Origin of the sequence: Flavobacterium sp. BFFFF1 (assembly GCF_002256285.1) — a bacterium.
Taxonomy (GTDB): Bacteria; Bacteroidota; Bacteroidia; order Flavobacteriales; family Flavobacteriaceae; genus Flavobacterium.
On sequence record NZ_NKJE01000008.1, the window covers coordinates 106,307 to 125,068 of the forward strand.

Here is an 18,762-nt window from a genome sequence, read left to right on the forward strand (position 1 = left end):
AGTCAGGATTATCTAAACGAACCTCCTGCTTCTTGTCTCTTGCTTCTTGATTCCGGGGTTCCCTACCTACTCAAAACCACTTTTTTCGATGTCTTAATATGCTCATTTTCGATGGAAAGCACGTACATCCCATCCTGTAACTGGCCGATATTCATCGACTCCGTAGTTAATGACGTTTGTTTGGAGAATATCTTTCGTCCACGAAGGTCATAAAGCGTAATTGTAGTATCTTCAGCATTGTCCGGAAGATTGACATTTAAGATGCCCGTAGTTGGATTTGGATACACGGATACATTGTCCGCCATCTGGTTTTCAACCGAAAGATTGGCTGAAACGACGTTGCAAAAATTCAGGCTGAAGCTGTTGATTGTCCCGCCATCTCCATTGTATGCATCGACCACATAGAGCGTCCAGACACCGTCGGCCGGCATGTTGTTGAAGCTGCTCAGGGCATCAAGTGGCTTTACCGTTCCCGAAATGCCAGGATTAGCGCCACAGGTATAATTTATACCCGCATCACTGATTGTCGCCACAATGTTGTCGTTGTCTCCGCATGGTTCTTCAAATATCCTGATAAACGGGTTACCCAGTGCATCAGGCCCTTCAAGATATACCGTAAAATCTTCTATGTAGGTATGCGTGATGTCGATATTGGCCGTCAGGTTTCCGACGGTCATTCCGCCGGTGACTGTTACAGGAACCGATCCGACAGCGTTGGCCGTGTTGGCAATTGATGCGTCTGAAAAATCGGTTGCTGCGAATACCAGGTTGCAATTCTGCGATCCTGTATCAAACCGGTTCACTGTATTGGAGACCGCCTGTCCACAAACATTAACCGGAAGCACCCTCCAATAGTATTTGGTAGATTGGCTTAACCCAGTAACCGCATATTCCGTTTGCAGCGTCTCCTGATCCACCACTAACGCAGTAAACGTGGGTGTAGTAGAAACTTGTAAACGGTAACTTTGCGCATTGACACCTGGCTCCCAATCCAGATTAAGCGCTGTCGCAAGACCCTGTTGCATATTGGCTGGGCTGACCAATGTGAGATTTTCATAATTGTTTGTGTAAATTTTCAGGTTTACATTCTGGATTTCAGATTCTGAACTGTTTTGTCCTTTAAATCCAATGATATAATCACCTGGAGCAAGGCTTTGAAGATTTGAAAGTGTCATTGTCACAGGATCCGGCAGGGTCAGTGACTGTTCGCTGAAAGTAGCCACCACTCCGGGCGGCAGGTTTACTGCGGAAAAAGACGTAGGGTCAAAGGAGCTGGTAATGTAATTGAACGTATAAGACGCGGTTCCGGTGCTGCATACCACCTGGTCAGGAGAAGCCGGCGTTAAAGCGAACTCCGAATCAGACCCAGTTACAACAAGGGAAAAATCCTGCCACCCTCCCGAGAGTATACCCTTGTGTGTCACCGTGATGGTGTACGATCCTGAGGCATTGGGGATATCGATCCTTTCAACATTGTCCACATTATTATCAGAATTGTTTGTTGCAACCAAATTGGCATTTGCCCTTAAGCGCCATGGGTAAAAAGTAGTTGCGTTTTTAGTAATACGGATATCAAGGTCGTTTACAAGGGCCGGCGTGGCATCGTTTGCGATTCCGCTGGCAACTTCGCCAGGAACATCGGTCCATGCAATCGTAGCAGACAGCGGCGTGACGCCATCAGAATTTACCGTGATGCTGTATGTTTGCCCCTGAACAAGATGTTCTTCAGAGATAATCGAGCCAATACCATTATTCGTAATCGCTTCCGCAGCTTTCTTAGCGTTTAATAATCCCCAGCCAAAGACTGCATCAGGTCCAGCTAGTCCCGCATCGTCTGCTGTGTGGCAGGCCACCGCTTTCAACGTGGCTGCTTTCATGAAATTCTGATTGGTATTTTTGTAATGTTGTTGCAGCAACAAGAGCGTTCCCATTACGTTGGGTGAAGCCATCGAAGTTCCCGAAATGGAGCCGTAATCAGTGTCACTTGACTGGAAGGTGGAATATAAGTTTGTACCATTTCCGGTAATATCCGGCTTGATGCGCAAATCATCGGCTGGTCCCTGACTGCTGCTGCTATTAATCGAAACACCAATCAAATCGCCCTGTGCAGAAATATTAGCATCCTGGCAATTCGCTACAACAAGATTATTCTTAGACACCTTATTTCCTGTCAGCTTATCAAAACCCGGCGTAGATGCGCCCGCATTAGGATCTCCGCCATTATTTCCTGCCGAAGCAACCATGAGATAATAGGGAGCATTATAGGCGATTTCATCCCAGGTGCGCGCGTCGTCGTCATAAGATCCAACATAAAAGTCAGGCACTGATGTCGACGGTACGCCGTAGGAATGGTTGGAGAGCAACATTCCCATTTGTACTTCTGACAAGGCCTCACCGGTGTCATTGGTCCAATTAAACGTACGGGCATTGGCCATAGGTGCCATTCCTTTTGCAGCGGGATCAACTCCAGCCGCAATTACCGTCCCGGTTACATGGGTAGCATGGAAATTGTTTCCGTCGGGTCCTGCGGTGGCATCTACTACTGCAACCCTACCGCCAAATTCCTGATGGGAAGCCCGGACTTTTCCTCCGTCCCAAACCCTCGCTGTCATTCCCTGTCCTTTTAGGTTGTAGCTAAACTGAAGGATATTGGCCCGGGTTGAAATGGCAGCGTTGATATTTGAAGTAGAATAATAAATGGGAAAACCAAGCGGAGACACTTTCACCAATTCTTCCTGCGAGCCATCCTTTCCTGTACGGAATTCGGGCCAGCCATTAATCCTGGCAAGTTGCAAGGCCTTTTGCTTTTCTATTTCAGATTTTCTTGTGTATTGTTGCTCGAGCGCTTTAAGCTTAACCAAGTCATAATGTTTCACGATTTCGTTAATTTCCTTGGCATTCTGGGCAAATCCTTTTGCTCCAAAAAAGAATATTGAAGCCAACATGAAAAAGCCTAATTTGTAAGTTGCAGTATTCAAAATATTATTTGTTATTTAAGAAAAAGTTCGCCAAATATATGCATTTGAGGGCTAAGATGTTAAGCTCCTTCTAAATTTTACGTTTTAAATCTTAATCTGGTTTCTGTGCTCACAAGATTGTTTTTAGTATTTTTATCCAATGGATCAAAAACCCTTGCTTACCATACAGGACCTCGAAATCTCTTTCCGCGGTAAAGACGGATGGCAACCTGTTATCCATCATATTTCCTACTCACTTTTTGAAAATGAAATCCTGGGGATTGTCGGCGAATCGGGATCAGGAAAATCCGTTTCTTCACTCGCCATCATGGGCTTGCTTCCTAAAGAGATTTCAAAACTCTCATCTGGTTGCGCTCTTTTTGATGGAAAGGATGTTTCAAAACTGAATCAAAAAGAACTGCAGTTGCTTAGAGGCAATGAAGTCTCAATGATTTTTCAGGAACCCATGAGTTCGCTCAACCCCTCTTTGCGGTGCGGTTTTCAGGTACAGGAAATATTATTACGGCATACGTCACTGTCAAAAAAACAGGCATATGCGGAGGTGATTTCGTTATTTGAAAAAGTAAAACTTCCAGATCCGGAGGCGCTTTATGAAAAATATCCCCACCAGATTTCCGGAGGACAAAAGCAACGCGTCATGATCGCTATGGCCATCGCCTGTAAGCCGAAGCTTCTCATAGCAGATGAGCCCACCACTGCGCTCGACGTTACCGTCCAAAAAGAAATTATCCAACTCCTTAAGGAAATCCAGAAAGAAACCGGCATGAGTATCATTTTTATTTCGCATGACTTATCGCTGGTCTCCGAAATCGCTAACCGCGTTTTGGTGATGTATAAAGGTGAGATTGTGGAACAGGGTGCCATCAACAGTGTTTTTCACAAGCCGCAACACGTTTACACCAAAGCGCTTATCAGTTCGCGGCCGTCACTTGACGTAAGGCTAAAACGGTTGCCAACGATCAAGGATTATCTGGAAAATACGGTACCAACAGCCATCGTGTCTGCGGCTGACCGAGCGGAAAGTCAGGAGAAGTTATATGCAAGTCTCCCTTTGCTCGAAGCCATGAATGTGGAAAAAGAATATTTTTCATCGGTTGGGTTGTTGGGCAAAAAGCATGGGTTTAAGGCGGTAAACGATGTCAGTTTTAAGTTGTACGAAGGAGAAACGCTTGGGCTTGTCGGTGAATCGGGATGCGGAAAATCCACACTTGGCAATGCCATTCTGCAATTGGACAAAGCGACTTCCGGGCAGATTTTTTATCGTGGGACAGACATTACAAAACTCACCCCTTCCCAAACCAAGAAACTGCGACGGGAAGTCCAGATTATTTTCCAGGATCCCTATTCCTCACTAAATCCAAGAATACCTGTGGGTAGGGCGATTATGGAACCCATGCAGGTACACGGCTTGTATAAAAATGACCAAGAGCGCAAAGCAAAAACGATTGAAATCCTGGAACGAGTCGGTTTAAATGAAAGCCATTTCGTCCGTTATCCACATGAATTTTCAGGTGGCCAAAGGCAGCGGATCGGAATCGCAAGAACGATTGCTCTGCATCCAAAATTAATCGTCTGTGATGAATCTGTATCGGCATTAGACATTTCAGTGCAGGCACAGGTCCTGAATTTACTGAATGAACTCAAGGAGAATTTTGGCTTTACGTATATTTTTATTTCACATGATTTGGCCGTCGTTAAATATATGAGCGATCAGGTCATGGTGATGAATAAAGGGAAGATGGAGGAAATCGCGGATGCCGATACATTGTATGCCCATCCAAAAAAAGAATATACTAAGAAACTTATTGATGCTATCCCGAAAGGAAATTAAAAAAACGAAGCGTTATGGGCGATATTTTTAATCCTGACGACAACAATAACATCCTCCAGAGACTTGAAAAATTATCCTCGACAACGCAGCCGTTGTGGGGAAAGATGAACGCGTCACAAATGCTACTGCACTGCCAGAAGCCGATGGATGTCGCGACCGGAAAATTAAACCTGAAACACGGGCTTATCGGATGGTTGTTTGGCAAAATGGCGAAAAAAAGTTTCCTGAAAAAACAGGGTTTTGGGAAGAACTCGCCGACCGCGCCACAATTTAAGATTGTAGAAACGCCGGACTTTGATCAGGAAAAAATAACGCTGGTGCAGGAGGTGAAGGCATTTGGTGAAAAAGGACCGGCGATCATCGTAAATAAAACGCATCCGTTTTTCGGGTTTATGAGTGACGAGGAGTGGGGGTCGTTACAATACCTCCATCTTGACCACCATTTGAAACAATTTGGCTTATAAAAAAAGCCTGCAAAAACAGGCTTGGATTTTTAATTGATTACCATTTCGGGAATTTCTGCTTCAATAATCAGTTCCGCTTCCGTGGATGCGATAATATGCTCTACCGAAACCCCCGGCGCGCGTTCAAGTAACTTGAACCCTTTAGGAGTAACTTCCAAAACAGCCAATTCCGTGACAACTTTCTTTACACAGCCTACACCTGTAAGCGGTAAAGTACAGCGTTTTAAAATCTTCGATTCACCAGCCTTATTGACGTGCATCATGGCTACAATGATGTTTTCAGCCGAAGCGACCAGGTCCATCGCGCCACCCATGCCTTTGACCATTTTACCCGGAATTTTCCAATTTGCGATATCGCCGTTTTCCGCCACTTCCATCGCGCCAAGAATTGTTAAATCCACATGTTGGCTGCGGATCATCCCAAAACTGAATGCCGAATCGAAGAAACTTGCACCCGGCAGCGTCGTTATGGTTTGTTTTCCGGCGTTAATCACATCAGCATCTTCTTCTCCTTCAAAAGGAAAAGGGCCCATGCCCAGCACGCCATTTTCACTTTGGAATTCTACAGCGATATCTGTTCGGACGTAATTGGCAACCAACGTCGGAATTCCGATGCCGAGGTTTACATAATAACCGTCTTTAACTTCCTTTGCAATTCTTTTTGCTATTTCTTCTTTACCAAGCATAATTCAATTAGAAAATGGGATAATGAGATAACGGGATAATTATTTAAAAGGGTGTTGCCCCTCATTTTCTAATTACTGGATTATCTGATTATCTAATTATTTTTTCCTTACCGTTCGTTGTTCAATCCTTTTCTCAAATTTATCGCCTTTGAAAATCCTTTGGACCAAAATGCCAGGAATGTGGATTTCATTCGGATCCAGGCTTCCGACGGGGAGTAATTCCTCAACTTCGGCGATGGTAATTTTTCCGGCGCCCGCCATGGGTGCATTAAAATTTCTCGCCGTTCCTTTAAAGATCAGGTTTCCGGCTTCATCGCCCTTCCATGCTTTGACAATCGCGAAATCCGCTTTGTAAGCGTGCTCAAGGATGTGCATTTTGCCATTAAACTCGCGTGCTTCCTTACCTTCGGCAACCTCTGTGCCGTAACCGGCTGGAGTGAAAAACGCAGGAATTCCCGCTTGCGCGGCACGGCATTTCTCGGCCAGGGTACCTTGCGGAGTCAGTTCAACATCGAGTTCGCCGGAAAGCATCTGGCGCTCGAATTCTGCATTCTCGCCAACATATGACGAAATCATTTTTTTTATTTGTCGTTTTTGCAGCAACAGTCCAAGTCCAAAATCATCGACGCCGGCATTGTTCGAAATGCAGGTGAGGTTTTTTACATCTTTCCTCACAAGTTCAGCGATACTGTTTTCTGGAATCCCGCAAAGCCCGAAGCCACCAAGCATGATGGTTTGCCCATCTTCAATTCCGGCAAGCGCCTCGGTAACACTATTTACTTTCTTATTGATCATGTAATCTATTTTTAACAGGATAGACACTGCTTCTTAATATTCGAAAAAACCGAAAAGTGGTTACTTCGCCATGCCGAAATCCGTATCGTTTTAAATATTCATATTAAATCACCCGCCATTCATCCCAAGGTCGAACTCGTCCGTATCTTGTTCTTCTCCGCCTTCAGTATCGGCTGAATCCTTGACCACGCGGGAATAACAGTCTACTTTAATCGCAAGATTTGGCGGACGTTTGAAATCTTCCATTGACACATGCAGGCTGCTGTCTCCATAACATTTTTTCATAAACATCGCCCAGATTGGAAGTGCCGCGGTTGCGCCCTGTCCGTAGGTGATGCCTTTGAAATGCGCGGAACGGTCTTCATTTCCAACCCACACACCTGTGGCAAGGTTTGGCACCATTCCAACAAACCAACCATCCGACTGGTTCTGAGTGGTTCCGGTCTTTCCTGCAATTGGGTTCTTGAATACGTAAGGATAACCTGTTACGCGGTTGTAACCATTGCCGCCGCCCTCGGTGCGCAAACGTGCCCCGGAACCAGATTCGGTAACGCCCTCGAGCAATTTCAGCACAGCATAGGCAATGTCTTTATTTAAAACATCGTGAGAATCGGGCACAGTTTCATACAATACCACACCGTTCTTATCCTCAATTTTGGAAATCACCTGGGGTTTGATGTACACGCCTTCATTGGCGAAAGTGCTGTATGCCGCCACCATGTCCTGAACGGTAATTTCTACCGCGCCCAACGCTATTGACGGCTGTGCAGGAATATCTGATTTCACGCCAAGCTTGTGCGTTAAATCTACAACTGCTTCCGGCCCAACGCGATCAATGAGTTTAGCTGAAACGGTATTGATTGAAAGGGCCAAAGCTTTTTTCAGGGTAACCATTCCGCGGTATTCTCCGTTTGAGTTGTTTGGTGTCCAATCGGCTGTGACGTGGTGTCTGCCTTTTGGAATGGTGATTGGGGAGTCGAGGATAGAGTCACAGGGTGACATACCCAACTGCTCAATCGCTGTGGCATATACGAATGGTTTAAAAGTGGAACCAACCTGTCTGGCACCCTGGGCCACGTGGTCGTATTGGAAATGCTTGTAGTTTATTCCGCCAACCCACACTTTCACATGGCCGGTCTGCGGCTCCATAGCCATCACTCCGGATTGGAGGAAATGTTTGTAGTAGCGAATGGAATCGTTTGGCGTCATGACGGTATCCTTTTCTCCTTTCCAGGTAAATACGCGCATTTTTGTTTTCACGTCGAATGATTTCTCAATTTCCTCGTCGGATTTATCATCCGATTTCATGATGCTCCACCGGTCAGAGTTTTTGCGTGCCCTTTGCATAAGCCTTTCAGTCTCCCCCTCGTTCAGGTTAACAAAAGGTGCGTTCTTGTTGGTTTTCTGCTGACTCCAGAACTCTTCCTGCAGGTTTTTCATATGGTCTGTCACTGCTTCTTCCGCATAAGTCTGCATGCGGGAGTCGATCGTGGTATAAATCTTAAGTCCATCGGTGTAAATGTCGTAATCGCTGCCATCCGGCTTCTTGTTTTCTTTTACCCATTCTTTCATAAAGTCGCGGAGGTATTCCCTAAAATAGGTGGCAATACCATCTGTGTGACTTTCCGGGTGAAAGTGCAGTGTGATTGGCTTTTTCATCAACGCTTCGGCCTTGGCCTTATCCAAAACACCGTTTCTTACCATTTGGTTCAGTACCACATTCCGACGTGTCTTCACGCGTTCCGCACGACGTACTGGATTGAAATATGACGGGTTGGTCAGCATTCCGACGAGCATCGCACTTTCGTCTATCGTTAAATCTTTTGGTTCTTTTCCGAAATAGACTTTAGCGGCAGACCGAATTCCAACCGCAGTATTCACAAAATCTGCCTTGTTAAAATACATTGCGATGATTTCGTTTTTGGTGTATTGCCGCTCCAGACGTACTGCAATAATCCACTCTTTTGCCTTCTGTATGACACGGAATGGCAGGAATCTCGATCCCTCACCATGGAAAAGCATCTTAGCCAATTGTTGCGTAAGGGTACTTGCGCCGCCATTCGTTCCAAGTCTCACCACAGCACCAACGGTTCTCCTTCCGTCGATTCCGGAGTGCTCATAGAAACGTTCGTCTTCTGTGGCGACAAGTGCTTTTACGAGGTGTTGCGGAAGGTCGGAGTACTTGATGGAGGTTCGGTTTTCGTTGTAAAATTTCCCGATGGTAACGCCGTCAGCCGATATGATTTCAGTCGCAAGATTTGAGTTTGGGTTTTCCAATTCTTCGAATGACGGCATGGAACCCATCAGACCCCAGGACGCTAAAATGAAAAAAAGAAAAACGCCTCCCAAAGTGTAAAAGAATATTTTCCAGAATTTCTTCTTGTAGTATTCGATATCTTTGATTGGGGCTGTCTTATTCGTGTTGTTTTTTTTTGTAGCCATAATTATTCTGTTGATTCTATCCTGAAACCTACATCGGTGATTCCCGCCAATTGTGCTATTCCCGGAATTTTTCCGGTTTGCCGCACTGCATGTTTAATGCTGACTTTATACTCGCCAGTTTTTGCAAACTTCATTTTCTCTTTGTAGAACAGTTTATTTTCCTTGATGTCTGTAAATCCGTCGCCTAACAGCGTTCCATCGGCTTCTGTCATTTTATATTGTAACGTGTCCACTTTTGTCAACCCTCCCGGCTGTTCCAGGGCAACGATCAGGAAAAGATTACTGAACTGGTAGTCGTTATTGTCACGAATGTTGACATAGAGATTATAAGGCTTCGTCGTATCTGGGCTGTTAAACTTAAACGTCACGACGCTGTCTTTCTGCCAGGATGAACCTACAGATTTATATTCATCAAACACGCGTTTCTTATCGCATGATACCAGCAATAATGTTACTGATAACAGGAATAAGCTATTCTTTAGGCTCATTTTTATTACCCGGGTTTTTATTGTCAAACGGTCTTCTTCTTTTGTTCCGGTTATTTCCTTTTGGTCTATCGCCAGCCGGTTTTTCTCCAGTAGGTTTTTCTCCAGCAGGTTTATTTTGCACAGGATTCGATTTGCTTATAGCTGGTTTATTTTCTCCGGCAGGCCTGGCTTCATTAGGCTTTCGATTTTCATTTCGTGCGGGACGATTGTCATTGCCCTGGCGGTTGTCGTTTCGCTGGCGGTTGTTGTTATTGTTGCTATTTGGACGAATCACCTCGCTGGCAGTGGCCCCTTCGCCCGGCTTGCGGTTTTTATTTGGTCTCTTCTTCCGCTTAGGCTGGTCAAAACGGGTGAGGCTTTCCTGACCCATTGCATTATTGAAATCCTTTTCAGGTGCCGGAGCTGCTTCAATGGCATAATCCTCGAGCGAGGAAACTTTATTTTTCTCCTTATTTTCAGCGATAATTTCTTTTACCTGTTCAATTTTAAGTGTGTGCCAATTCGCAAAATTATCGGTATAGGCAAACCACATCAATCCCTTGAAAATGTCCTGTTTCTGGCAAATCGCCATCCCTTTTTCGGTCATCAATTTGGTTTCGAAGTCTGGAAAACCCTGTAACGCATCCATGTAGGTATCCAACTCATAATTCAGGCAGCATTTCAGCTTACCACACTGTCCGGCAAGCTTCTGCGGATTCAGGGAAAGTTGCTGATAACGTGCCGCGGAGGTGTTTACACTGCGAAAATCTGTGAGCCATGTAGAACAGCACAATTCGCGACCACAAGAACCAATGCCGCCCAAACGCGAGGCTTCCTGTCGGAACCCCACCTGTTTCATTTCAATCCTGGTACTGAATTCACGCGCAAAATCCTTGATCAGCATCCGGAAATCCACGCGGTCTTCTGCGGTGTAATAAAACGTCGCCTTAGACCCGTCGCCCTGAAATTCGATGTCGGAAATTTTCATTTGAAGCTTTTGTGCAATAGCGAGTTCACGCGCACGTTTCTTCATGGGTTCTTCCTTATCGCGTGCATTGGACCAGATATCGATGTCTTTTTGAGATGCCTTGCGGTATAGTTTTGGGATTTCGGCGTTGTCTTTGACGCCTTTCTTCTTCATCTGGATCCGAACGAGTTCACCGGTTAAGGTGACAATCCCGACGTCGTGTCCGGGAGAAGCTTCCGTCGCAACGATATCGCCGATGCTTAGGGTGAGTTTTTCGGTGTTCCGGTAAAATTCCTTACGTCCGTTCTTAAAGCGGACTTCTATGCAGTCAAACGGCGCTTCGCCATTGGGTAAACTCATATTGGAAAGCCAGTCAAAAACCGTCAGCTTGTTGCAGCTGTCCGTTCCGCAGGTCCCATTGTTCTTACAACCCTTAGGCGCTCCGCCATCAGAAGTTGAGCAACTTGTACATGCCATATGATATATGTAGTGTTGTGACGCGCACAACTTAAGTTCGTAAAACGTTTTGTGCGTAAAGATAGTATATTAAGCTTATGTTACAAACCTTAATACTCAAATTGGAGCACTACCGCCATTGTAGCATCGCAGCAATTATTTACTGTCTGAAATGCCCGCTGTCTTTTGAATGATCCATGCGTCCTGCGGAATCCAACTGCCACTGACAGGCGTTTCGATATGCTCTAATACACGTGCATTACTAAAGAATTGATGCATAAATGTTTTGGGCTGGAAGGCCGAAAAAACGCGGTGGCCCTCTTTTACATTTCCGCGAACCACCAATTTACCCTGATTAAAAAGACCCAATTCCTCCTGGGTCAATTTGGTCTTGAAGTTATCACCCTGCGTCGTCAGGTACATCACACCATTTGGCTTCAATACACGCGACAATTCCGCGTACCAATCATGGTGCATTTTTTCCGATAGATGCGTAAAAATTGAAATGCCATAAATTACATCGAAAAAACCGTCAGGATACGGCAGTTTGGCTTCCAGCGAATTGTTGTTGAAGTGAATTCCGGGTAAATTCTCCGTACACCAATCGATGGATTCTTTGTTATAATCCGTGCCATAAAATTGGCATCCTTCTCCAACCAAACCGGGTAACTGCCTGATAATCCTGCCAGGTCCGCAACCCCAGTCGAGTATATTAACCCCTTTTAAGGCAATATGTTTGCCTATACGATCAACAATGTTTTTAGCACTTTGGATGCTGCCGGTGTAATATTGCTCGTAGTCAATCTGGAACGACTCATAGATTAAGTAGTCAGGCGGCAGCGGGACCTCCGGGTGATTCCTTTTGAATGCCTCATTCCTGCTCCTGTTTTTTAATTGCATCGCCGAAAACCGCAGCCTGTCGACAATCATTAACAGCCCTAGCTGTCTGAGTAACTTTGAAAATTGCGCTTTTAGCATGTTTTTATCTTTATTGGCAGGAGTTTCCTAGACTGCATCCAGCTTGTATAATTTATCGGATAATCTGATCCGGAAAGGGAGTTTAAATGATACGACATTTCCTTTAACAGCAGTGGCTGCCGGAGCATCGTTTACAAACATTTCGCCAATCTCCATTTCCTGTGTGCCGGTTGTAGGCCCTTCAATAAGAATCTTATCTCCCGTGTTCAATTCACCAGACTCCAGATAGAATTGCCCGATGGATGCCTTTGGAAAAAAATGAAGTCCTTTGGCAACATATCTTTTGGGTTGTTTTTTGATTTTTATCGCCGGCTTTGGAACGTCGGTTAATACTGCTGATACTTTGTGGTTCTCATGAGAGACATTTCGGAAAGTCAGCACATCCGACTTTCCTTTCTTGAAAATCATGTTGCCATTTTTTAGCCCGCGCCGGATGGCCTTCTGCTCTTCTTCCGGAAGGTGGATGACCGAAACGCAATCTGTGGAACAGCAGTTTTCCATCGCGGCTTTGCAGTCATCGCATTGAATAAACAGCAGATGACAGCCTTCGTTGGCGCAGTTCGTATGGTTGTCACACGGTTTACCGCATTGGTGGCACTGGGATACGATATCATCCGTGATTCTTTCGCCTAAACGATGGTCGAATACAAAGTTTTTTCCGATGAATTTACTTTCCAGTCCCTCGGCCTTAACCTGCCGCGTATACTCTATAATGCCGCCTTCAAGCTGGTATACGTTCTCAAAGCCTTTGTGTTTAAAGTACGCACTGGCCTTTTCACAGCGGATGCCGCCTGTGCAATACATCAGCAATTTTTTATCCGATTTGTGTTCGGAAAGCTGTTCTTCAATGATCGGCAATGATTCGCGGAAGGTATCCACATCCGGTTTGATCGCCTTTGTAAAATGTCCAATTTCGCTTTCATAGTGGTTCCGCATGTCCACAACAATCGTATCGGGGTCTTCGAGCAGGTCGTTGAATTCTTTTGCTTTGAGATGGATTCCGATGTTGGTCGCGTCAAAAGTATCGTCGTTCAATCCATCGGCGACAATCTTGTCACGGACTTTAATCGTCAGTTTCAAAAAGGAGTGGTCATCGTGTTCCACCGCTACATTGAGGCGGATGCCTTTCATGAAATCGTATTCTTCGATGGTATCCTTGAACTCGTAAAAATTGTCGGCGGGCAATGAAAGCTGGGCGTTAATGCCTTCGTGGGCGACGTAAATCCTTCCTAAAACCTCAAGCGGATTCCAGGCCAGGAACAGTTCATTTCTAAATTGTGTGGGGTTTTCGATTTGCGCATAAGCATAGAAAGACAAAGTAAGCCTTTGCTTCCCGGCGTCGTCAATGAGGACGGCCCTTTCTTCTGCGCTTAAAGTGTTGTACAGTTGCATGCTATAAACAGTTTTAAGTGTGGAGAATTATTTTCTGGGGCAAAAATAGGGGAAAAGTTGAAGACTTGCAAAGTTTGTTTTGGTGTTACCTTTGATCGGGCTTTCTGCTTCAATTTTTATTTACTTGCGCTGCGCTAAAGGCAAATAAAAGATTGTGCTACTATCCCTTACGCAGCACTCGGCACAATAGCTACTTATTTGAAATCAACATTTTATACCTGAAGCCCACCGGGCTTCCTCCTTTTAATTTCAAATGCTTAAAGTGTTGTACAGTTGCATGCTATAAACAGTTTTAAGTGTGGAGAATTATTTCTTGGCGCAAAAATAGAGAAAAGTTGAAGACTTGCAAAGTGGCAAAGTGGCAAAGTTTCAAAGTATCTGGGTTTTTCCCTGGTGATACACGGAAGCCCTAGCCCCGATGAAAGCGGCATCCTTTTGTGGCGCAGCGCAGCGGAGCCGCAAAAGATATAGCGGACAGCGGGAATAGCTCCAAATAAAAAAAGCACCCGAAAAGGTGCTCTTAAAAACTTTGCTGCTTTGAGACTAATTAACAGTACTCGTTATAAGCGTCCTGTAAATTCTCGGCGATCAACTCTGCCGGGCGGCCTTCAATGTGATGGCGCTCCAGCATGTGCACCAATTCGCCATCTTTGAACAACGCCATGCTTGGCGATGACGGCGGGAATGGGAACATGTGTTGGCGGGCAGCGTTTACCGCATCAGTGTCAACGCCGGCGAAAACCGTCACCAGGTGGTCTGGTTTTTTGGCCCCGTTGAGGCTCATTTTAGCGCCCGGACGGGCGTTGCGCGCTGCACATCCACAAACGGAATTTACAACAACGAGTGTAGTGCCCGACTGTGTTACCGCTTTTTCCACGGCGTCAGCACTGTATAATTCTTCGAAACCGGCGTCGGACAATTCGGCGCGCATTGGTTTCACCATTTCTTCTGGATACATAAGCTTAAAATTAAAGATTAAAAGTTGCGGCAAAGTTAGTGAGAATTAGAGCAGACTTTTATCACATCATCATAAAGATTTGTTATGTTTGGGTTTCTAAAAACAATCGTCATCAAAATGTTTGAAAATATAGATTCACTTTATCTCTTGATTGGATTGCTGGTTGTCTTTGTGATTGGTCATTTTATTGTCCAACGGCAGAAATCGTTCAAATTGACATTGCAGTATCGGCTGGCCTTTTATGGGTTGATCATGATGATTTTGTGGTTTTCATTGCCCATTACCCCTTCACTGTCGACGTTTGGATATCCTGAAGACGTTTCTGATATTGAATCAAAAGAGAAGTTGTTGAAATATCTACAGCGCTATAACGTTGCGATTGTAAAGACAACCGAAGTGGTACATCATATGATCTTCATTACTACCTTTTGGTTTGTCGCGATCATCAGCAGCATGGTGAAATACATGAAATTAGAAAAGGCGGAAAAATAGCGCTTTGATGAATAAGCCTTTCGGGCATTGCCAGATCACTTTTAAATCTTCCCAGAAACTGGTTTCACCATCCAGGAATTTCAATACCAGCGCGGGTGTTGATTTTTTAAACATCGCACTGAAAATCGGCGCCCCTTTTTCATTTTGTTTAGACAGGATGTCTAACAACAGCAGGTCGTAAAACCAAAAACGGTCTTTTTTATAAAAATCGGTAAAGTCATTTTGCTGCTGCAGGAATTGCACAAGGCGTTTTGAAAGCTTATCTGAATTTTTGAATGTGAATCCCGTGCTTGCTTTGGTCCATCCGCCGGCAGAACCGATGTTGATCACGTTTTTAGTGTTGCTTTCCCAAAATTCATAAGACGTCATCGGGATGCGGCCGCGTTCCTTATCAATAATTTTATAGTTGGTGACGTCCAGATTCGAAAGATAGTTCACAATCGCTTCTTCGTATTCGGATTCCGGCAGCAGATCTTTTGAAAACAAAGTATATTCGAAAATGGCTTCCGTGTCTGACACCGGAAGCACATACATAAAACGCGTATTTCCTTTTTGCGGAACCGAAAAATCCATGAAGGTCGCCACATTTGGGTCAAAAGATGGCGTTTCCGTCTTTATTGTCCAACCAATGAAATGCTGTTGCAATAGCGGATATTTCGTTTGCTTTAATACTGCTGTTGGATCATAAATGCTGTTGAAAAGTTTACTGCAGGAATAATTTCCGGAGTCCGTCTGTACGACAACATGCCCCGCCGATTCGCTATGACCGGTGACGTTCTCATTGCGGAATGTGATGTTGGAATGCAACATAATACGTTTCAGGGTTTTGTTATAAAAATCAATTCCCCGAATCATTTTATATTCATACGGATCCAAATCGAGCCTGCGGCTGAAAACCTCGTTGCGGAACCAAACCTGCTTCCACTGTTGTGTCAGGATTTTGTCCCAATTGCCTTTCCCTTTTTCCCAGAAACACCAGGTACGGTCATTCTTCTGTTTAGAATCAGCGTCCAGAAGCAATATGGATTTGTCGGCAAATTTTCCGGATTTAATCATTTGGTTGACCGTCATCAATGCCGCCAGTCCAACGCCCGTGAAAATGTAGTCGTAATGCTTCATCAGAAATATTAAGCTGTAAAGATAATTTTTTGCCGCTTATAAACGAAACGAAAATCCGAGGGCAGCGTAGTAATCAGGCGCGTTTTCCGTCAAGCCAACGCCTCCGGAAACATCTACCATCATATCATCGGAAAGCAAATGGGTAAATCCGGCGTCACATCGGTGGTCGGATTTGTCTTTCTGGGGTGCAAACCCGTACAATTCTATGTAACAGCCGGTTTTTTGCGAAAGCGAAATGCCTGTCGTCAATGTGTAAATAAAAGTCGGTTCAGGCGTTTCTCCATTCCATTCTGCGCCGAGATTGTAGCCCAGCGACACCTTATCCGTAAGCGTATGCTGCATTGTAAAACGGAATTCCGGTGCGTAGTAATCCGTTTTAAATTCCGTCGACGCCAAATCGGGAACGGAAAGGTGTGCGATAAATGACGTCAGGGGAATGATGCCTTTTTCTTCCGCGAGGCGCGTCTTAAAACCAACCAAGACCGGACTGAGACCAGAGGTTTTTATACCAAATTCCTTTTCGGACACGAATTCCAAAATCAGCCGAAACTCGAAATGGTCGTTTACACCAAACTTAATCAAGGATGAAGGTGTTACAAGAGATGAAGCTTTGGCGTTTACCTGTTCATATGAAAATCCGTTTTCCATTTGAAACATTCCTTTTGGGACAATGGCTGGTGTTTCTGTCTGGTCTGGTCTATCGGTCTGTATGGGCGTCATCTCCTGTGCAGCGATAGCAATCGGAAAAATGACTAATATTAAAATAAGCTTAATCATAATTATTTTTTAGACAAATCTAAAAATATTATTCAGCAAATAAAAATATTATATATATTTGCTTTGGAAAAAATCTTTTTAGCATGAAAGGCAAGTCTTTAGAAGAAGTAAATCAGTCGATTTCAACCCAAAACAAAACATCGTTATTCCGTAAGGTTCTTGCGTTTTTTGGTCCGGCATATCTTATCAGCGTGGGCTACATGGATCCGGGAAACTGGGCCACTGACATCGCTGGGGGAAGCCAGTTTGGGTATGCCTTACTTTGGGTGTTGCTCATGAGCAATATCATGGCGTTGCTGTTGCAAAGCTTAAGCGCTAGACTGGGTATTGTCACGCAGCTTGACCTGGCGCAGGCTTCAAGAGACACCTACTCAAAATTTGTCAATTACATTCTTTATTTTCTTGCCGAAATTGCCATTGCCGCGTGTGACCTCGCTGAAGTGCTGGGAATGGCGATCGGGATAAATCTCCTGTTCGGGCTTCCGCTGATACAGGGTGTAATGATAACGGTCTTGGACACTTTCCTGCTGTTGTTCCTGATTAACAAAGGCATGCGGAAAATGGAGGCGTTTATCATTGCACTTGTCGCCATTATCGGTGTTTCCTTCATTTTTGAAATGATCTTCGCCCAACCGGAACTTCCGAAGGTTCTTGCCGGATTGATTCCGTCCATACCGAATGAAACGGCACTTTACATTGCAATCGGAATCATTGGCGCAACCGTGATGCCGCACAACCTTTACCTGCATTCTTCATTGGTACAAACGAGGAAGTTTGACCGCAGTGATGCGGGAATTAAGCAGGCATTGAAATACAACTTTATCGATTCGGCGATTGCATTGAATCTCGCCTTTTTTGTCAATGCTGCGATTTTAATCCTGGCGGCGGCGACATTCTACAAAAATGGCATGTTTGAAGTCGCTGAGATACAGGATGCCTATAAATTCCTACAACCCTACCTGGGAACGCAATGGGCACCGATTTTATTCGCGGTAGCACTAATTGCTGCGGGTCAAAGCTCCACTGTAACGGGTACACTTGCAGGCCAGATTATCATGGAAGGCTATCTGAATCTTCGGATACAGCCGTGGGTTCGGCGCATCATCACACGCCTCATTGCGATTGTGCCTGCTGTGATTGTCATTTCCGTTTTTGGGGAAGGCGTTACCGGGAAAATGTTAATTTTCAGCCAGGTGATTTTGAGTTTGCAGCTTGGGTTCGCCATCATTCCCTTGATTCATTTTGTGAGCGATAAGCATAAGATGAAAGGTTTTGAAATCAGCCTGCCAACAAAAATTGCAGCCTGGGTGATCGCAGCCATTATCGTCTCGTTGAATGCGAAACTGGTGTTTGATGAGCTTCAGGGATGGCTCGAGAGCGCTGAACATCCCATTATACTTTGGTTGACAGCGGTTCCGGCGGCCATCGGCTTTTTAATTTTATTGCTGTACATTGTGTTTAACCCTTTCTTTAGAAAAGCCACACATCGGATTGTAAACCATTCGCCGCACAACCTGGCGCTTAAATTCTCCAAAACGCCTGCCTACAACAAAAAAAATATAGCCGTTTCCGTAGATTTTTCGGCTGCTGACGAATCGGCGCTGAACAACGCCTTTGAGATGGGCGGACAGGAGGCACACTACACGTTAATCCACGTTGTAGAAACCGTTGGGGCAATGTATTATGGCGGAGGCATTGAGGACCATGAAACTAACATCGATAAAAAATTGCTGGAAGACTACAAAATCATGCTAACTGAAAAAGGCTATCATATCGAAACCAGGCTTGGTTTTGGCAAACCGGACAAAGTCATCCCCGAAATTGTCAACGAAACACCATTCGACGTATTGGTAATGGGCACCCATGGCCATACCGGATTTAAGGATTTGCTTTTTGGCACAACGGTGAACAAGGTCAGGCATAAAATAAACATCCCTTTATTTATCGTTAAAAATTAAGA

Annotated in this window: 15 protein-coding genes; 4 read left to right on the forward strand and 11 right to left on the reverse strand. The window is 44.8% G+C overall.

Translation table 11 applies throughout. From position 1 onward, the window contains the following. Window positions 1–62 precede the first annotated feature (62 nt). Window positions 63–2,945 carry a S8 family serine peptidase gene (locus tag CFE23_RS07010; protein ID WP_291086106.1) on the reverse strand — a complete coding sequence of 961 codons (2,883 nt, stop codon included), beginning with the start codon at window positions 2,943–2,945 and terminating at the stop codon, window positions 63–65. A 172-nt stretch (window positions 2,946–3,117) separates the two neighbouring features. Here CFE23_RS07010 and CFE23_RS07015 point away from each other — a divergent pair, with 172 nt between their 5' ends. Continuing rightward, entirely contained in the window at window positions 3,118–4,809 is a 1,692-nt protein-coding gene (locus CFE23_RS07015; RefSeq protein WP_291086109.1) for an ABC transporter ATP-binding protein, read from the forward strand. A gap of 14 nt (window positions 4,810–4,823) precedes the next feature. After that, on the forward strand, window positions 4,824–5,273 hold the full coding sequence (locus CFE23_RS07020) for a DUF1569 domain-containing protein (RefSeq protein WP_291086112.1): 450 nt from the start codon (window positions 4,824–4,826) through the stop codon (window positions 5,271–5,273). A 29-nt stretch (window positions 5,274–5,302) separates the two neighbouring features. Here the strand turns inward: CFE23_RS07020 and CFE23_RS07025 are convergent, their stop codons facing one another. The 8 genes from CFE23_RS07025 to CFE23_RS07060 all read right to left on the reverse strand — a co-directional run bounded on the left by CFE23_RS07025 (window position 5,303) and on the right by CFE23_RS07060 (window position 14,414). Further along, window positions 5,303–5,959 (reverse strand): CoA transferase subunit B, encoded by a 657-nt coding sequence (locus tag CFE23_RS07025; protein ID WP_291086115.1) that lies wholly within the window; start codon window positions 5,957–5,959, stop codon window positions 5,303–5,305. A gap of 96 nt (window positions 5,960–6,055) precedes the next feature. Continuing rightward, window positions 6,056–6,754, reverse strand: a complete 699-nt coding sequence (locus CFE23_RS07030) for a CoA transferase subunit A (protein WP_291086118.1) — start codon at window positions 6,752–6,754, stop codon at window positions 6,056–6,058. A 108-nt stretch (window positions 6,755–6,862) separates the two neighbouring features. Further along, window positions 6,863–9,196, reverse strand: coding sequence for a PBP1A family penicillin-binding protein (locus CFE23_RS07035; protein WP_291086121.1), 2,334 nt, complete (start codon window positions 9,194–9,196; stop codon window positions 6,863–6,865). Between the two features lie 2 nt (window positions 9,197–9,198). After that, window positions 9,199–9,684 (reverse strand): gliding motility lipoprotein GldH, encoded by a 486-nt coding sequence (locus CFE23_RS07040; protein ID WP_291086124.1) that lies wholly within the window; start codon window positions 9,682–9,684, stop codon window positions 9,199–9,201. Continuing rightward, window positions 9,668–11,107 (reverse strand): regulatory iron-sulfur-containing complex subunit RicT, encoded by a 1,440-nt coding sequence (ricT, locus tag CFE23_RS07045; protein ID WP_291086127.1) that lies wholly within the window; start codon window positions 11,105–11,107, stop codon window positions 9,668–9,670. The genes CFE23_RS07040 and ricT overlap by 17 nt, the downstream gene beginning before the upstream one ends. Before the next feature lie 135 nt (window positions 11,108–11,242). Next, window positions 11,243–12,064 (reverse strand): class I SAM-dependent methyltransferase, encoded by an 822-nt coding sequence (locus CFE23_RS07050; protein WP_291086130.1) that lies wholly within the window; start codon window positions 12,062–12,064, stop codon window positions 11,243–11,245. 27 nt (window positions 12,065–12,091) lie between these two features. Next, window positions 12,092–13,456 carry a rhodanese-related sulfurtransferase gene (locus CFE23_RS07055; protein ID WP_291086132.1) on the reverse strand — a complete coding sequence of 455 codons (1,365 nt, stop codon included), beginning with the start codon at window positions 13,454–13,456 and terminating at the stop codon, window positions 12,092–12,094. Window positions 13,457–14,003: 547 nt separating this feature from the next. Beyond that, window positions 14,004–14,414: a BrxA/BrxB family bacilliredoxin gene (locus CFE23_RS07060; protein ID WP_291086135.1), complete on the reverse strand. Its 411-nt coding sequence runs from the start codon at window positions 14,412–14,414 to the stop codon at window positions 14,004–14,006. Between the two features lie 84 nt (window positions 14,415–14,498). Between CFE23_RS07060 and CFE23_RS07065 the strand changes: the two genes are divergently transcribed. Continuing rightward, window positions 14,499–14,906 carry a hypothetical protein gene (locus CFE23_RS07065; RefSeq protein ID WP_291086138.1) on the forward strand — a complete coding sequence of 136 codons (408 nt, stop codon included), beginning with the start codon at window positions 14,499–14,501 and terminating at the stop codon, window positions 14,904–14,906. Here CFE23_RS07065 and CFE23_RS07070 read toward each other — a convergent pair. Further along, the gene (locus tag CFE23_RS07070) at window positions 14,886–16,025 is read right to left on the reverse strand and encodes a lycopene cyclase family protein (RefSeq protein WP_291086141.1); all 1,140 of its coding nucleotides are present in this window, start codon (window positions 16,023–16,025) and stop codon (window positions 14,886–14,888) included. The two genes, CFE23_RS07065 and CFE23_RS07070, sit on opposite strands and share 21 nt — an antisense overlap. Before the next feature lie 36 nt (window positions 16,026–16,061). Beyond that, window positions 16,062–16,802 (reverse strand): transporter, encoded by a 741-nt coding sequence (locus tag CFE23_RS07075; RefSeq protein WP_291086144.1) that lies wholly within the window; start codon window positions 16,800–16,802, stop codon window positions 16,062–16,064. Window positions 16,803–16,885: 83 nt separating this feature from the next. Here CFE23_RS07075 and CFE23_RS07080 point away from each other — a divergent pair, with 83 nt between their 5' ends. Then, entirely contained in the window at window positions 16,886–18,760 is a 1,875-nt protein-coding gene (locus tag CFE23_RS07080) for an Nramp family divalent metal transporter (protein WP_291086147.1), read from the forward strand. Window positions 18,761–18,762 lie beyond the last annotated feature (2 nt).

Bases quoted from the DNA above. Each gene is read 5' to 3' on its own strand.
- CFE23_RS07010 (WP_291086106.1), bottom strand. From the start codon at position 2,945: ATGTTGGCTTCAATATTCTTTTTTGGAGCAAAAGGATTTGCCCAGAAT.
- CFE23_RS07015 (WP_291086109.1), top strand. From the start codon at position 3,118: ATGGATCAAAAACCCTTGCTTACCATACAGGACCTCGAAATCTCTTTC.
- CFE23_RS07020 (WP_291086112.1), top strand. From the start codon at position 4,824: ATGGGCGATATTTTTAATCCTGACGACAACAATAACATCCTCCAGAGA.
- CFE23_RS07025 (WP_291086115.1), bottom strand. From the start codon at position 5,959: ATGCTTGGTAAAGAAGAAATAGCAAAAAGAATTGCAAAGGAAGTTAAA.
- CFE23_RS07030 (WP_291086118.1), bottom strand. From the start codon at position 6,754: ATGATCAATAAGAAAGTAAATAGTGTTACCGAGGCGCTTGCCGGAATT.
- CFE23_RS07035 (WP_291086121.1), bottom strand. From the start codon at position 9,196: ATGGCTACAAAAAAAAACAACACGAATAAGACAGCCCCAATCAAAGAT.
- CFE23_RS07040 (WP_291086124.1), bottom strand. From the start codon at position 9,684: ATGAGCCTAAAGAATAGCTTATTCCTGTTATCAGTAACATTATTGCTG.
- ricT (WP_291086127.1), bottom strand. From the start codon at position 11,107: ATGGCATGTACAAGTTGCTCAACTTCTGATGGCGGAGCGCCTAAGGGT.
- CFE23_RS07050 (WP_291086130.1), bottom strand. From the start codon at position 12,064: ATGCTAAAAGCGCAATTTTCAAAGTTACTCAGACAGCTAGGGCTGTTA.
- CFE23_RS07055 (WP_291086132.1), bottom strand. From the start codon at position 13,456: ATGCAACTGTACAACACTTTAAGCGCAGAAGAAAGGGCCGTCCTCATT.
- CFE23_RS07060 (WP_291086135.1), bottom strand. From the start codon at position 14,414: ATGTATCCAGAAGAAATGGTGAAACCAATGCGCGCCGAATTGTCCGAC.
- CFE23_RS07065 (WP_291086138.1), top strand. From the start codon at position 14,499: ATGTTTGGGTTTCTAAAAACAATCGTCATCAAAATGTTTGAAAATATA.
- CFE23_RS07070 (WP_291086141.1), bottom strand. From the start codon at position 16,025: ATGAAGCATTACGACTACATTTTCACGGGCGTTGGACTGGCGGCATTG.
- CFE23_RS07075 (WP_291086144.1), bottom strand. From the start codon at position 16,802: ATGATTAAGCTTATTTTAATATTAGTCATTTTTCCGATTGCTATCGCT.
- CFE23_RS07080 (WP_291086147.1), top strand. From the start codon at position 16,886: ATGAAAGGCAAGTCTTTAGAAGAAGTAAATCAGTCGATTTCAACCCAA.